Here is a 14,482-nt window from a genome sequence, read left to right on the forward strand (position 1 = left end):
GATAGACAATGGTAAAATGATAGGGACTAAGTATGAATAAATGAGGTGGCAGAAAGTGAAAACAGTCGTAGTAATTGGCGGCGGTATTACAGGGTTATCGGCCATGTATGAATTGCAAAAATGGAAGATAGCGAATCAATCAGATGTCAGGCTGGTTCTAGTAGAAACATCCGACTGCCTGGGCGGAAAGATTCGGACTGTTAAACAGAATGGATTTATCATGGAAGCCGGTGCAGATTCCCTTGTTGCTCGTAAAATGGAGTCTTTTCCCTTAATCAAAGAACTTGATTTAGAAAAAGAAGTAGTCTACAATGCGACGGGCCGTTCGTTTATTTACGTGGATGGAGAAGTGAAGCCAATACCAGAGGATGCTGTTTTCGGAATTCCTGCAAGCATTGAATCGCTGGCTGAAAGCACACTTGTTTCAGCAGAAGGAAAAGTGGAAGCCTTGAAAGACTTTTATACCAAAAATGAAACGTTCACCAAAAACGACTCGATTGGTTCTTTTCTCGAACATTTTCTCGGGCAAGAATTGGTTGAAAAGCAAATTGCCCCTGTCCTTTCTGGTGTCTATTCAGGAAAACTCAGCGACTTAACCATTGCATCCACCCTTCCTTATTTGCTTGATTATAAGAATGAATATGGGAGCATTATCAAAGGTCTCTCAGCTAATAAACAAAAATTCCAAGGCGGCGATCGGAAATTTCTATCCTTCCGTAACGGATTAAACTCATTAATTGACGCACTTGAAAATCAACTGAATGAAGTTGAAATTTTAAAAAATACAAAAGTCATGAAAATTGAGCAGGACCATAATCGTTACCAAATTGTCCTGCATAATCAGGAAATCATTGAAGCGGATTACGCAGTACTTAGTATCCCGAATACAGCTGCCGAAAACTTACTCGATAACCAAGATCTAAAAAATGAATTTTCCGGATTAAAAAATAGTTCACTGATTAGCGTGTATTTTGGCTTTGACCTTCCTGACAGCTTACTTCCTGCTGATGGAACAGGCTTTATCACCGCCAATACTGCTGAATTATCCTGTAATGCCTGCACCTGGTCCAGCCGGAAATGGGAGCATACATCAAAATCCGGTAATCTGCTTGTCAGACTCTTTTATAAAAGCGGTCATCCCTCTTTTGCTTCGTTAAAAGAAATGAATGAAGAGGAACTGCTTCAGGCGGCACTTGAAGATATCCGTAAAAGCCTTAAGATTAAGGCTCAACCAACAGCAAGCGAAATAACCAAATGGACCAATACAATGCCAAACTATTTGATTACCCATCCTAAAAGTGTAGCAGCGCTTGAGGATAAAATGGCAAATGTTTATCCTGGAATCATCCTTGCCGGCTGTTCTTATTATGGAGTTGGTATCCCAGACTGTATCGAAAACGGAATAGATTCAGCGCAAAAGATTATTCAAATGGTTTAAATGAGTAAAAATGGCATGTATCGAAAAAGTAACCCTCCGGATGAACCGAAGGGTTACTTTTTAAAAATCTTTTATTTGGAAACTGAATGCCTAGTACACATCACGTTGATAACGTCCTTGCTTCTGCAAATCTTTCAGATATGCTTCGGCGTCTTCGCGGGCCATAGCCCCTTCTTTTTCAATAATAGTAATTAACGCCTCATTGACGTCTTTCGCCATGTGTTCCTTATCTCCACAAACGTAGAAATAAGTTCCATTTTCAATCCATTCATATAATTCTTTGCTATGTTCAAGCATTTTATGCTGTACATATACTTTTTGATCGGAATCACGGGAGAAGGCAGTATCTAGTTTAGTCAGTACCCCATCCTGCTGGAATTTTTCCAATTCGCTTTGATAAAGGAAATCTGATGCTGCATGCTGATCCCCAAAGAATAGCCATGTGCGTCCGGCTGCATTAGTGACTGCACGTTCCTGAATAAAGGAAATGAATGGCGCAATGCCTGTCCCAGGTCCAACCATGATTACATCTTTATCAGATTCCGGCAAATGGAAGTGTTTATTCGGTTGAACAAAAACTGGGAGCGTATCTCCCTCTTGAAGACGTTCAGCACATAAAACCGAACAAACTCCTTTGCGGTCACGTCCATATGACGTATAACGTACTGCTCCAATCGTTAGATGAACTTCATCCGGATTTGCAGTTAAGCTGCTTGCAATAGAATAAAGACGCGGCGGCATTTTTCTTAATAACGACACAATTTCTTGAGCAGAAGCTTTCCATGGGCCGAATTCACGCAGCATATCAAGTAAATCACGCCCATCGCAATATTCCTTAAGCTGTGCTGCATTTTCAGCTGACACAAGCTTTTGCAGCTCTTCATTATCTGTAAAGGCTGCTGCCTGTTGTAATATCTTCTTATTTAAAAGTGTAATTTCACAATAGTTGGTCAGCGCATCCTTTAATGTCATTGCCTCGCCTTGCTTGCCAACAGTTACACTTGATTCGCCATCCCACTCCATTTCCTTCATAAGAGTACCCACAAGTTCCGGATCATTTGCAGGGACAACACCAAGTGCATCACCAGGTACATAAGAAAGGCCAGATTCTTTTAATGACAGCTCAATATGCCTTGTTTCCTTGCTTGAGCCTGGACCATTTAAATTAATATTCTTTAGTACCTTTGCTTGAAATGGATTTGTCCTTGAAAATGGTTTGTCACTTTTGGCATTCATGGGATTATCTACAGTAAGTTGCATATCTCTTTACCTCCAAAAGTAGTTATACTGCTAGGATAACACAAGATTGAATAATCGTATGTGTATTTTCACACTAAATTTCTTAAAAATTTTTACATCTTATATAACCATAATAAAAAGGCCTCTATTATTCAACATAAAGGATAAAAATTATTTTAACTCTTTCGTCTAACTCTTAACAGGACTGTTTCTTCTCTCTCTACTCTGCTATAATTTTTACATATTTATCCCTTTCAAAACTTACAATTAACTGGGGGCAATCTAAAGTGGCTGCAATGAAGGTAAAAATTACTCAGTGGGTTACCAAGAAAATGCAAGATGATCATATAGATTCTGAGGAGATGTCATTAAAAAACGTATTTCATTATTTTAAACTGGATGGATTTTGCGATGAGCCGGAGATATTCCTTGTTGCAACTTCATATGGAATTGAGTGGGGGTATAACACGTTCATTTGGGAAAGTCCCTCTATACCATTACCCACTAAAAAATTCACACGAAAGCTTCCTTGGAAGGACCTTCAATCCATGACAGAAGACGAGAAAAAGGAAAAGATTATCGATGAAACGGCTAAAGCCGTTGCTTCTAAAAAAAGAGAATATCGCAAATGCCGGTATTGTAATAGGAAAATGCACGCAAATGAATTTTATGATAAAAATACCTGTCTAGCATGCGCAGAAAAACATCTTGGCATTTACATTGTTTATTAGTTTATTTGTATAGTACCCAGGATGAGGTAATCGTACTTTGTGAAGGAGGTTACATATGAGGAACCCTGTTAGAGTAAAAAGTGCCTTTCTACTCGCTTTTCTCGTCATCATGTGGGGGATTAATTGGCCTATGACTAAATTTGCCTTAAATTATTCACCTCCACTATTATTTGCAGGGATGCGATTATTTTTAGGCGGACTTCTGTTACTTATTTTTGCAATTCCAAGATATAACTTGCTTCGTTTTAAAGAAACATGGCCAATTTACTTTGTATCAGCAATCTTAAATATTATTTTATATTACGGACTGCAAACTGTCGGATTAAATTATTTACCAGCAGGACTTTTTACGACCATTGTTTTTCTCCAACCCGTATTAGTGGGGATTTTCTCATGGATTTGGCTTGGTGAATCCATGTACGCCTTTAAAGCGGCAGGGTTAATATTAGGTTTTGCAGGTGTCGGTATCGTTTGTTTAGGTGGATTAGCTGGACATATTTCAATTACCGGTGTTTTGCTTGCTTTAGGGTCGGCTATTAGTTGGGCGCTGGGTACGGTGTATATGAAAAAAACATCTCAAAAAGTAGATGGAATTTGGCTGACTACGCTTCATATTATTATTGGAGGGCTGTTCCTGCTTGTCTCTGGAACGGGAACGGAAAGCTGGTCGTCTGTTTCATGGAACCTGCCGTTTACACTAACCTTATTATTTATCTCTATATTTGTGATTGCGCTTGGCTGGCTTGATTTCTTTACACTGATTAGTTCCGGGGATGCAAGCAAAGTATCAACTTATACTTTTCTAATCCCTATTATCTCTATTTTAGGGAGTTCCTTATTCCTGCATGAAAAAGTAACAATCAGCCTTTTCGCAGGAATCATCTTGGTTGTGCTAAGTATTGTGCTTGTCAGCGTGAAACCTAAAAAGGAATCTATTGGATTACAACTGCATAATTAGAAATATTAAAAGGCAAGGCCCAAAGGGTTATTTGCCTTTTTGCCTAACCAAAAGAACTCTGCCGAAATCTCCTGCTAGCTACCGTGTTAAAATAAAGATTTCCGACACGCAGCGGGCCATTTTCATAGAGATTGAGAAGAATCATAGAGTGATTTTGTCCGTTGCAATCATTATTCATATGTATTGGGAAAAATAACGGGACGTTTTTGTCCGTTACGCGCTTCATTTATGGAGAAACGGGAAGAATCATAGATTGATTTTGTCCGACACACTCATTATTCTTGTGTATTGGGGAAATTAACAGGGGGATTTTGTCCGTTACATTGCTTCATTTTGGAGTACGGGAAGAATAACTGGGCATTTTTACCTCTGCGACACATTATTCTTATATATCGGGAAGAATAACGGGACGTTTTTGTCCGTTACGCGCTTCATTCTTGGAGGAACGGGAAGAATCATAGTGTGATTTTGACCGAGTGTCTCATCATTCTTCTGAAACGGGTAAAATAACAGGCTGATTTTGTCCGTTACATGCTTCTTTTTGGGAGTACGGGAAGAATAACTGGGCATTTTTACCTCTGCAACTCATTATTCCTATGTATCGGGTAAATTAACGGGCTGACTTTTACCGTAGTTGGCACTCTCAGTCATGAGGATGGTAAGAATCCTGATCATTTTCCCCCGGTGCAAGTGATTACCAAAAGATTACCAAAAGGTTTCCTTATTCCAGGAATGCTTCTTGTTTTGAAACTCGTACCATTTCACCAGGAAAGTATTTCTTAAAATACTTTTCCACCTTTACATGTAAGTCTTGTTGAAACCACTCCGATAGTCCATGTTCTTCAAATAATTTTGGCATACCCAGCCTGTTTGAACGTTTGCCCATAGAACCATCTCCAATATGAAGAGTATCAATCCATATATGATCTACGATTCCATCTAAGGTCTTTGGAAACCCAGGTGTAAATGGCAATACGGGAGAAATGGAGGCTTGAGTAGGTATTCCCGCATCATGAACGTCTTTCAAAACTTTTAACCTCAATTTTATCCCAGGAGCGTATGGGGCAAATATCTTCTTTATATCTTCTCTATCTGTTTCAATCGTCATTGATACAAGGACTTTACATTTCTCCTTTAATTTAACTATTAGCTCAATATCCCTTCCGATGAGCGGCCCTCGTGTTTGAATTTGGAGAAAGTCAGGAGGATTTTCAATCATTTCTTCTAACAGCCCTCGTGTAATATTTGCTTTACGTTCAATTGGCTGGTAGGGATCTGTTGCAGAAGACATAAAAATGTTTACCGGTTTGTTTTTTTTACGAAGTTTCTTGATTTCATTCCGGTAATTTTCTGCAGCATTTGTTTTAATATCTACCCATTCTCCCCAAGGAAGGCCTTTGAATTTTTGAATAGGCATTTCTCTTACATAGCAATAAAGGCAGGAAAAGCCACATCGGCTATATGGATTTAAGGAATGCGTAAATCCAACATCTAAATACCCTTTTGCTTCAGTTAATATCTTCCTTGAAAGTATTTCATTTAATTGGATGCTCATCTAATCCCTCCTGTCTATACCTTCTATCTCACATAATTCCTCTTTTTATTTTACTTTAAAATAGCATTCACTTCTCTAAACAATCCTCCTGCCAGCAAATTACCACATAGTGAGCAAGAAAGAACCCTGAAATCGGAAAAGTTTATTTTCACAAAAACCGTGCCTGAATTGGAATGTTTATTCTATGTGAAAGAAATTAATCTTGCTGGTTACATAGAAGAAAAAGAGTAATGGGACAATATAGAACCAAAATCACTTATAACTCTTTATACCTATCAAAGAATTGTTTTATTCTAAATTTAGTTTACCCGGCACTTAGTTTGATACATTTATGAGATTTAGACAACTTATTCATAAAGGTAACCTTTCACATCATTTATTATCTTATTAAAACCTTGTTTAAGACCTTTAAAGCTTTACTTATACCTTTGTAATTATATAACTAATTTAGAAGAACAGAGTGTACTAACATTATTCCCCAAATTAAACTAAAGTGTAAATATAGTAGAACAAAAAATACTCGTTTTAAAAAATATTTTCCTTGCGTTTTTCGTTGCTGATAATTTAGTATACTTATTGGAACAACTTTTTAAACTCATCACCTCAAAAGTGTACATAATTAAAAGAAACTAAACTACAAGTTCACTACAAAAAAGAACTATTAACTAAAATAGGATTTTTTCCTTAAAAAAATAAAAACTAAAAAGGAGAGCACCAATGTATTCTACAAAACAACAAGGGAGTACCCAACGGAAACAACTAAGTAACGAGGAACTTTTTAACGAAGTGATTTCTTTCAGTAAGGAAGGGAAAATTATTACTGAAGCAATTAAAGCTGTATGTGAAAAATACCAATTAAACTTTGGTTCAGTCAAATCCCGCTGGTACAAGATACTTAAAGTGGAACCCTATAAAAACCGTTACCAAATTTTTTTACAGAGCCAGCAGTCATCTTTGTTCGTAAATGAGCAGAACTCCCCCAACATAGCCGCTGAGAGTAAAAGTATAAAAAACTGGGATTCTACTTATAATGAAACCCTTTTAAATCTATATATTAATAATTTTAACAACTTCTATCAAATTGTTAAGGATAATAAAGAAATTGTCTCAAAACTATTGGTTGTACAAGAGCATCAAATTGAAATAAATGAATATAAGAGCAAATTAGAAAAATATGACAGAGTTTTTGAAATTGCTAAACAAATCGAAGAGATAATTAAATAATCATCATTTTTATATCCGAATTGATTTAATAAATATTTAATCGTTTTTCTCGATTTCAATTAAATCTATTCTTACTTATGAACTAATTTTATGTTTCCTATTTTTATAGGTTGTTGAGATAATGGAGGTATTTAAAATGACTGTCGATGAGAAATTAATGGAGAAAGACGATATAAAGAAGTTAAACTTACCAAATGAGTTAATAGTGTATTTTACTGAGAGCTCACGTATTTCAGATAAACTGTACACTTCAGTTTTAAAAGATCTTGAAGATATTTATTTGTTATACTCAAGTTTGTACAACTTTAAAGTTTCTGAATTCTGCAGTTTCGCTATAAGTTGTATTGAAAGAGCAAATAAAATAGATAGTTTTCACTATTACCTTAGTAAGACTTTAGAAAATCACCTAGAACGAACTGAAAAAAATACCACTAATTTTGTGGATGATCCATCAAAATTTATCAAGTTAGAAACCAAAAAGTTCGAAGAGGTTACTAAGGAGGTTGTAGTTGTATATATAAACCTTGTAGATAGAATGTATAATGAGGAAACTATAAATCTCGCTGAGGTTTATGAGGCATTTGGAAAATTAGAATTTATGCTAAAATTAAACTTTGACGAATATCATAAAAAGCTTTTGGATTCAGGCCGTAATGTTTTAAATGCATACGTCAAGAAACTGCAGCAACACTCTGAACTAGAACATAATGTGTAAAGCAGGCCCCTTGGTTCCTGCTTATTCTTTTTTATCAGCCTAGCAGTTATCTCAATATGTGTAAACTCTAATATAATTTATCAACATTTTAAGATCTTTTTCCACAGAAAAGGCACTTTTTAATCTATTGGTGCCTTGGGTTACAGCTTTTGTTCAGCCCAATACTTTTTTGCAATCTCCGATTCTACCCCACATCCCATCTCGTGAAAAAGTAATTTTCCGTCTGAACCCCCAAAATGAAGGATTTTTGGTTTCAAAATGGCATTTTTGCAGCTTTATTACTGTTTTCACACATTTTTTCGGTAGTTAACATAATCCTTCCTCAAAATCTCCCCTCTGCAAAGTTGGGAAAGGCGAAATATGACAAGAATTTAAAAGAATTATGCCCTGAAATATTGGAAAAATATTATTTCGCAAAATCAGGGCTGGAATTGAAAATGTTTATTTCGGTTCGGATATTCGGGTTACATCGTAGAAATAAAAGCGAATGCGAAGAAATAGAAGGAATTTAAGCCCCTGCCATTTGCTTAACTTTCTTAAAAGGTATAACAATAAATTCATCCTAGATTAGTATTCCAGTAACAAAAAAGCCTTGTAGACTGTTAGCTGAGGAACGCCTGATTCCCTTAAATACAGCAGCCATGGAAACCAGATGAAGGAATTTGTTTGGGACTATAAGAAAAAAACGAAGGCCCCCCGATTTCAAACAGGGGGACACATCATTCTACTGTTCCCCCATCACATCAACATTGTTTTGCTCAAAGTTATCGAGCAATGCGCGAACTTCATCTGCTGACTCTGTGTTCATTAATTGATTTCTTAATTCACTCGCCCCTCGAAATCCTTTAACATATATCTTAAAAAAGCGATGAAGAGCCTTGAACGAGCGCAGCTCTAATTTTGAGTATTTATCATGGAGATCCAGATGCAATCTTAAGAGATCAAGCAATTCCTTACTACTATGGTTTTTTGGCTCTTTTTCAAAGGCAAATGGATTTTTAAAAATACCACGCCCAATCATAACCCCATCAACACCATATTGAAGAGCGAGCTTCAAGCCAGTTTGACGGTCAGGAATATCCCCATTGATTGTCAAAAGTGTATCCGGTGCTACCTGGTCACGAAGTTTCTTAATCTCGGGGATCATCTCCCAATGTGCGTCTACTTTGCTCATTTCCCTTCTTGTACGCAGATGAATGGATAGATTGACAATGTCTTGCTTCAATATGTGTGTCAGCCAATCCTGCCATTCGTCTACATCCGTGTAACCAAGCCTTGTCTTTACACTTACGGGCAGCCCTCCTGCTTTTGCTGCTTGTATTAACTCTGCCGCAACTTCTGGACGACGGATAAGACCGCTTCCCTTCCCATTTTGTGCCACATTAGGTACAGGACAGCCCATATTGATATCTATACCCCGAAAGCCTAGTTTCGCCATACCAAAACTCATTTGCCGAAAGTATTCAGGCTTATCCCCCCATATATGAGCTACAATTGGCTGTTCATCCTCTGTAAAAGTCAATCGCCCACGTACACTCTGAATCCCCTGTGGGTGACAATAACTCTCCGTGTTTGTAAACTCTGTAAAAAACACATCAGGTCTGGCGGCTTCACTTACTACATGACGGAAAACAACATCCGTCACATCTTCCATTGGTGCTAGTATGAAAAAAGGTCGTGGTAAATCACGCCAAAAATTATTTATCATAGTCAAATTCAAATCCTCTCATATGGGACACCTGGACAAGCACTGTCCCCCAAAATAAAAAGCAAGGATTTCCCTGCTTCTTTTCCACTTATACCGTGCTTTAGCACGTTTTATAAACTAACTATAGTAAATTTTGATCACTATACACTTTAATATTAACAAATAAAAAGTGCAAAGAAAATTAGGGAAGTTGAGGTAATTGGAGACAGAAGTATAGACTTATTGTCCAGGTTTCAGCGTTTTCATGGAAATACTACATATGGGGACAGTTTAACAAGCTCAATTTCTGGTAGAAATGACTCTGTATAATAAATCAAGAACTGGAAAAGATTTTATAGGTATGGTGTTAGGTGAGCTGAAGGGGTAAAACTTGTTTTTTAATAAATATGAAGAAAACGAGTACATACTTTCACAATTGACTTAAATGACCTTAACGTCTTTTAAGCTTTTAAATAAAATGGGAGGTTTTATACGTGAATAAAGTTGCGATTATTACCGGCGCTGGCAGTGGGTTGGGCCAAGCAACAGCAGTCCGTTTAGCAGAAGAAGGAGTTAACATTGTGGTAGTGGATGTTAATGAAAAAGGTGGAAATGAAACAGTTGAAATGGTGAAAAAATTAGGAGTTGATTCTATTTTCATCAAAGCTGATGTATCCAAACAAGAAGAAGTAAAAAATTATGTTGATAAAACAGTTGAAAAGTTTGGCTCCATTGATTATTTCTTTAACAATGCCGGGATTTCCGGCAGCGGTAAATTCTTCTTGGACACGAAGATTGAAGAAATCGACCGGATTGTTGGTATCAATCTAATGGGAGCTTTATATGGTGTCCGATATGTAGCCGAAGTCATGTTGAAAAATGGCGGAGGTTCGATTGTTAATACAGCTTCAAGTGCGGGTGTAATCGGTCAAGACTCTGTAGTGACTTATTCCGCGACAAAACATGGTATTGTTGGATTGACGAAGAGTATGGTTGCTGAATATGCAAAAGACGGATTACGTGTAAATGCCATTGCTCCAGGACCTACTGAAACACCTATGGTTAAAGCTTTTTACGAAGCGAATCCGGAAATGAAAGAAAATGCAACAGGTGGTATACCACAAAAGCGTTTGGGTAAACCAGAAGAAGTGGCTGAACTTGTTACATTCTTATTAACTTCCAAAGCACAGTATATCAATGGTGAGGTTATTCGGATTGATGGTGGATTCACCAACACAAAATAATTTTTGTGAAAATTTCAATAAAATACTATTTATAGCTTTCAAATTATAGGCAAACTTGAGTTTGCCTATTTATATAGGTTTTTTATTTGAATTCTAAGTGAGTTTTAATAAAACATTTTTATAAAAAATTGCAAAGTATTTGCTAGGGGATGAATCAAGTTATAATTACCTTTTGTTTTGAAAATATTCCTTTTATGCACTTAAAATACGCTTTGTTTTTTAGAATGAATTTGTATCTTAGCCCTTGAAATTAATATAAATTTCTTCATTGAAGGCTTAAGAAATATGCAAATATCCTTGTCCATCGAATGCAATTAAACCCTTATTCATTAAGTGCCTGCATTGGTACTATCCTCCAAGGCTTCGAATGGCTTGCTCTGAGTATATCTAGTAAATCTATAGCGCACAACACACACTTACCCGCCCATAATAATTCATGGTATCTTAAATTTACTAAATAGCCTTAATCATCCATCCATTATGGATTTGCAAAACAGATGGTGTCCTACTTGCTGCAGCCTTCACTGGCAAAACGAATAGCAACGATATTTCCTTTTACATAGTGAATTGCTTGATCTCCTTCTCTTACTTCGGTCATCCGTTTCCATGAATGTAGTACATTACCTTCTCTATCTTGTTGTGGTGACCAAATAATCTAGATCTTTCTCCTCCTAGTAAGTATTCCCTTGCATAACAATAAAATGGTTCAATTCGCTTCCCTCTAAACTATATGCCCATTTTTTTATTTTCTATAAATATACTATAGGTTCTATATTAAGTAACACCTTCTACCCATTATAACTGCGATTTGCTTAGGGCTAACTATTGGGTTAACCTCTATAAATGCAGCTGAATAAACAGACGCATCAGCTGGATTTGGTATGGCAATCCGAGCTTTGAGTAACACGTCCATTCATCCCCTATGCTTTCATTCAATATTATGGTTCGTATTATCGGATTGATCTTTGAAAGAATTGTAAAACTACTGGAAAGGAAGTTAACATAATGGCAGGTAGAGTCATTTTTTTATATAGAAAGTATAGTGGAAAGAATGAGTTAACAAAGGAGCATCAACAATGGAAAAAGCAATGTTAATTTCGAAAGTTTGTGATCTAATTGAATCAGGAGAGAAAGAATCGGGGGCAGAACTAATAAATCTCAACTATCCTTTTAAAAAGATTGATTATGTAAAAAGGCATTATACAAAAGCTTATATGTTAAGTATTTTTGTTAGGGATGGTTTTAAAGACCGATATAGTGGAGAAAAGCTATTATTTCCACCTGTACTAAGAATATTATCAAAAATCTATCCAAATGAATTTCCCTTTCATCCAAACTGGAAATATAATGAGTGTCATCCGGCCTATTGGGATTTATTACCTACAATAGATCATATAACTCCAGTTACATTAGGCGGAACAAATGAAAAGGGAAATTTAGTAACTACTTCAATGAAAAGGAACAGTGCAAAGTCCAATTTTACTTTAGATGAACTTGGGTGGAATTTATATCCACCTGGGAAATTAGAAAACTGGGATGGAAAACTAAGTTGGTTTATTAAAATTATTAAAGCCTATCCTCCTTTTTTGGAACATTCCTACATTAAGGAGTGGTATATTGCTGCACAAAAAATTAGAGGTTTGGAGGACTATTGAAAAAGCAGGTCCAACATAGAATCTTTTCCTGACCGTTTTCCCAAATAAATCAGCTCACGCGTACTCCTCCAGCTTAATAAAAAAACCCAATCCAAATCGGATTAGGTTTTTCTACGCGCCTTAAAGGATTCTAACCTCTGACCATACGTTTAGAAGGCGTATATTCCCAGCTGAGGTAAAAGGCGTATCAATATGCATGACGGAGAAGGAGAAATTTAATTTGGTTTCTCGTGACGATTACCCGACCTAACCCTTAGCAGGGGGCCTCATCAGCCTTTTAAGTACTTCCCAGTATAAAAAAATAGCTCCGCAGGTAGGATTCGAACCTACGACCGATCGGTTAACAGCCGATAGCTCTACCACTGAGCTACTGCGGAATAATAGAATTACATCATACTCAAAGCGTAATTCGTGTCCACACCTCAGTATGTAATCCAAGATGCCTCTTGGCGTGTACAACTAGACGACTATTCAAGAAGCTTTGCTCGTCTCTACCACTGAGCTGCTGCGGAATAAAAAATATTTTATTATAAAATGGTGGGCCTAAATGGACTTGAACCATCGACCTCACGCTTATCAGGCGTGCGCTCTAACCAGCTGAGCTATAGGCCCATATGGAGCGGGTGATGAGAATCGAACTCACAACAACAGCTTGGAAGGCTGTGGTTTTACCACTAAACTACACCCGCATTTTCATGGGGCGGATGATGGGAATCGAACCCACGCGTGTCGGAACCACAATCCGATGCGTTAACCACTTCGCCACATCCGCCATAATACAATTTTAAAAAGGTGGCTCAGGACGGAATCGAACCGCCGACACAAGGATTTTCAGTCCTTTGCTCTACCGACTGAGCTACTGAGCCCTATTAAATTAAGTTTCGATATAATGTCTTACTTTCAGTCCTCTGCTCAAAAAATCTTACGATTTTTTGAGCAGAGGACCGCAGAAGCAAATTCGATGAAGTAAGTAATCTGCTTTACCGACTGAGCTGCTGAGCCACACAAAATCTATATCAAAAGTAGGATAAACCCTGCTGAGTAATACGGACGATCCTGACGGGACTCCCACCTAGACAAGGTGGTGCTCTCCCACTGAACTACTTCCGTATTGTTATAACTAATTTAATGCGGGTGAAGGGACTCGAACCCCCACGCCTTGCAGCACTAGATCCTGATTCTAGCGCGTCTGCCAATTCCGCCACACCCGCATATTCAAAATGGTGAGCCATGAAGGACTCGAACCTTCGACCCTCTGATTAAAAGTCAGATGCTCTACCAACTGAGCTAATGGCTCATATAAAGTGCGAATCAGAGGACTTGAACCCTCGCAATTGCTCTACTATTTTATTTCATCATGGTGGAGGATGACGGGATCGAACCGCCGACCCTCTGCTTGTAAGGCAGATGCTCTCCCAGCTGAGCTAATCCTCCATTTACAGGATTTAAACCCTTGCTTCCGCCGTGAAAGAACAGTGTCTTTACAGCTTGACCATGGGCCATTATCAAAAACAAGGCAAAATAATAGCCCCAAAAGGGGCTTAGCCTGGCAGCGTCCTACTCTCACAGGGGCAAGGCCCCAACTACCATCGGCGCTGAGAAGCTTAACTTCCGTGTTCGGTATGGGAACGGGTGTGACCTTCTCGCCATTACTGCCAGACTATTTAATTTGAGGATTCATTCCCTCAAAACTAGATAATAGAGAAGAAGTTTGTTAAGAACGAGTTCGCTTTAATCATACAATTGTCTAGCTCCAACGTCTGTCGAAGTTGAACAGTCGCTTACGCTTTTCATTCTTGGTTAAGTCCTCGATCGATTAGTATCAGTCAACTCCACATGTCACCATGCTTCCATCTCTGACCTATCAACCTGATCATCTTTCAGGGATCTTACTTAGCTTTAGCTAAAAGGAAATCTCATCTTGAGGGGGGCTTCATGCTTAGATGCTTTCAGCACTTATCCCTTCCGCACATAGCTACCCAGCTATGCCTTTGGCAAGACAACTGGTACACCAGCGGTGCGTCCATCCCGGTCCT

10 protein-coding genes, 8 tRNA genes and 2 rRNA genes are annotated in these 14,482 nt (G+C 37.8%); 7 read left to right on the forward strand and 13 right to left on the reverse strand.

Going from position 1 to position 14,482, the window contains the following annotated elements:
* Nucleotides 1-55 precede the first annotated feature (55 nt).
* Nucleotides 56-1,438 carry a protoporphyrinogen oxidase gene (locus tag M3183_RS11295; RefSeq protein ID WP_251469592.1) on the forward strand — a complete coding sequence of 461 codons (1,383 nt, stop codon included), beginning with the start codon at nt 56-58 and terminating at the stop codon, nt 1,436-1,438.
* Between the two features lie 90 nt (nt 1,439-1,528).
* Here the strand turns inward: M3183_RS11295 and M3183_RS11300 are convergent, their stop codons facing one another.
* Nucleotides 1,529-2,698 (reverse strand): sulfite reductase subunit alpha, encoded by a 1,170-nt coding sequence (locus tag M3183_RS11300; RefSeq protein ID WP_251469595.1) that lies wholly within the window; start codon nt 2,696-2,698, stop codon nt 1,529-1,531.
* A 266-nt stretch (nt 2,699-2,964) separates the two neighbouring features.
* On the opposite strand from M3183_RS11300, the gene M3183_RS11305 reads away from it, so the two are divergent.
* Both M3183_RS11305 and M3183_RS11310 read left to right on the forward strand, forming a co-directional pair.
* Nucleotides 2,965-3,408, forward strand: coding sequence for a hypothetical protein (locus tag M3183_RS11305; RefSeq protein WP_251469598.1), 444 nt, complete (start codon nt 2,965-2,967; stop codon nt 3,406-3,408).
* 55 nt (nt 3,409-3,463) lie between these two features.
* Complete coding sequence (locus tag M3183_RS11310; RefSeq protein WP_251469600.1) at nt 3,464-4,366, forward strand: DMT family transporter; 903 nt, start codon at nt 3,464-3,466, stop codon at nt 4,364-4,366.
* Nucleotides 4,367-5,087: 721 nt separating this feature from the next.
* On the opposite strand, the gene M3183_RS11315 is transcribed toward M3183_RS11310, so the two are convergent.
* Nucleotides 5,088-5,921, reverse strand: coding sequence for an SPL family radical SAM protein (locus M3183_RS11315; protein WP_251469602.1), 834 nt, complete (start codon nt 5,919-5,921; stop codon nt 5,088-5,090).
* Nucleotides 5,922-6,638: 717 nt separating this feature from the next.
* On the opposite strand from M3183_RS11315, the gene M3183_RS11320 reads away from it, so the two are divergent.
* Together M3183_RS11320 and M3183_RS11325 are read left to right on the forward strand one after the other, a co-directional pair.
* Entirely contained in the window at nt 6,639-7,145 is a 507-nt protein-coding gene (locus M3183_RS11320; RefSeq protein WP_251469605.1) for a hypothetical protein, read from the forward strand.
* A 136-nt stretch (nt 7,146-7,281) separates the two neighbouring features.
* Nucleotides 7,282-7,860 carry a hypothetical protein gene (locus tag M3183_RS11325; protein ID WP_251469607.1) on the forward strand — a complete coding sequence of 193 codons (579 nt, stop codon included), beginning with the start codon at nt 7,282-7,284 and terminating at the stop codon, nt 7,858-7,860.
* A gap of 724 nt (nt 7,861-8,584) precedes the next feature.
* On the opposite strand, the gene M3183_RS11330 is transcribed toward M3183_RS11325, so the two are convergent.
* Entirely contained in the window at nt 8,585-9,568 is a 984-nt protein-coding gene (locus M3183_RS11330) for a tRNA dihydrouridine synthase (protein ID WP_251469634.1), read from the reverse strand.
* A gap of 473 nt (nt 9,569-10,041) precedes the next feature.
* Here M3183_RS11330 and M3183_RS11335 point away from each other — a divergent pair, with 473 nt between their 5' ends.
* On the forward strand, nt 10,042-10,791 hold the full coding sequence (locus M3183_RS11335) for an SDR family NAD(P)-dependent oxidoreductase (protein ID WP_251469609.1): 750 nt from the start codon (nt 10,042-10,044) through the stop codon (nt 10,789-10,791).
* Nucleotides 10,792-11,867: 1,076 nt separating this feature from the next.
* Nucleotides 11,868-12,446 (forward strand): HNH endonuclease, encoded by a 579-nt coding sequence (locus M3183_RS11340; RefSeq protein ID WP_251469611.1) that lies wholly within the window; start codon nt 11,868-11,870, stop codon nt 12,444-12,446.
* A 305-nt stretch (nt 12,447-12,751) separates the two neighbouring features.
* On the opposite strand, the gene M3183_RS11345 is transcribed toward M3183_RS11340, so the two are convergent.
* From M3183_RS11345 to M3183_RS11390, 10 genes are all read right to left on the reverse strand, one after another.
* Nucleotides 12,752-12,823, reverse strand: a tRNA-Asn gene (locus M3183_RS11345).
* Between the two features lie 158 nt (nt 12,824-12,981).
* Nucleotides 12,982-13,058: transfer RNA gene (locus M3183_RS11350), tRNA-Ile, on the reverse strand.
* A 3-nt stretch (nt 13,059-13,061) separates the two neighbouring features.
* A tRNA-Gly gene (locus tag M3183_RS11355) sits at nt 13,062-13,135 on the reverse strand.
* 7 nt (nt 13,136-13,142) lie between these two features.
* Nucleotides 13,143-13,218: transfer RNA gene (locus M3183_RS11360), tRNA-His, on the reverse strand.
* A gap of 21 nt (nt 13,219-13,239) precedes the next feature.
* Nucleotides 13,240-13,312 (reverse strand) — tRNA-Phe (locus M3183_RS11365).
* Between the two features lie 263 nt (nt 13,313-13,575).
* Nucleotides 13,576-13,657: transfer RNA gene (locus M3183_RS11370), tRNA-Leu, on the reverse strand.
* 10 nt (nt 13,658-13,667) lie between these two features.
* Nucleotides 13,668-13,743, reverse strand: a tRNA-Lys gene (locus tag M3183_RS11375).
* Between the two features lie 61 nt (nt 13,744-13,804).
* Nucleotides 13,805-13,880: transfer RNA gene (locus M3183_RS11380), tRNA-Val, on the reverse strand.
* A gap of 110 nt (nt 13,881-13,990) precedes the next feature.
* Nucleotides 13,991-14,106: ribosomal RNA gene (gene rrf / locus M3183_RS11385) — 5S ribosomal RNA — on the reverse strand.
* 136 nt (nt 14,107-14,242) lie between these two features.
* Nucleotides 14,243-14,482, reverse strand: a 23S ribosomal RNA gene (locus M3183_RS11390); the annotation flags it as partial.

The sequence above is a fragment of the Neobacillus mesonae genome, assembly GCF_023715155.1.
GTDB lineage: Bacteria > Bacillota > Bacilli > Bacillales > Cytobacillaceae > Neobacillus > Neobacillus mesonae_A.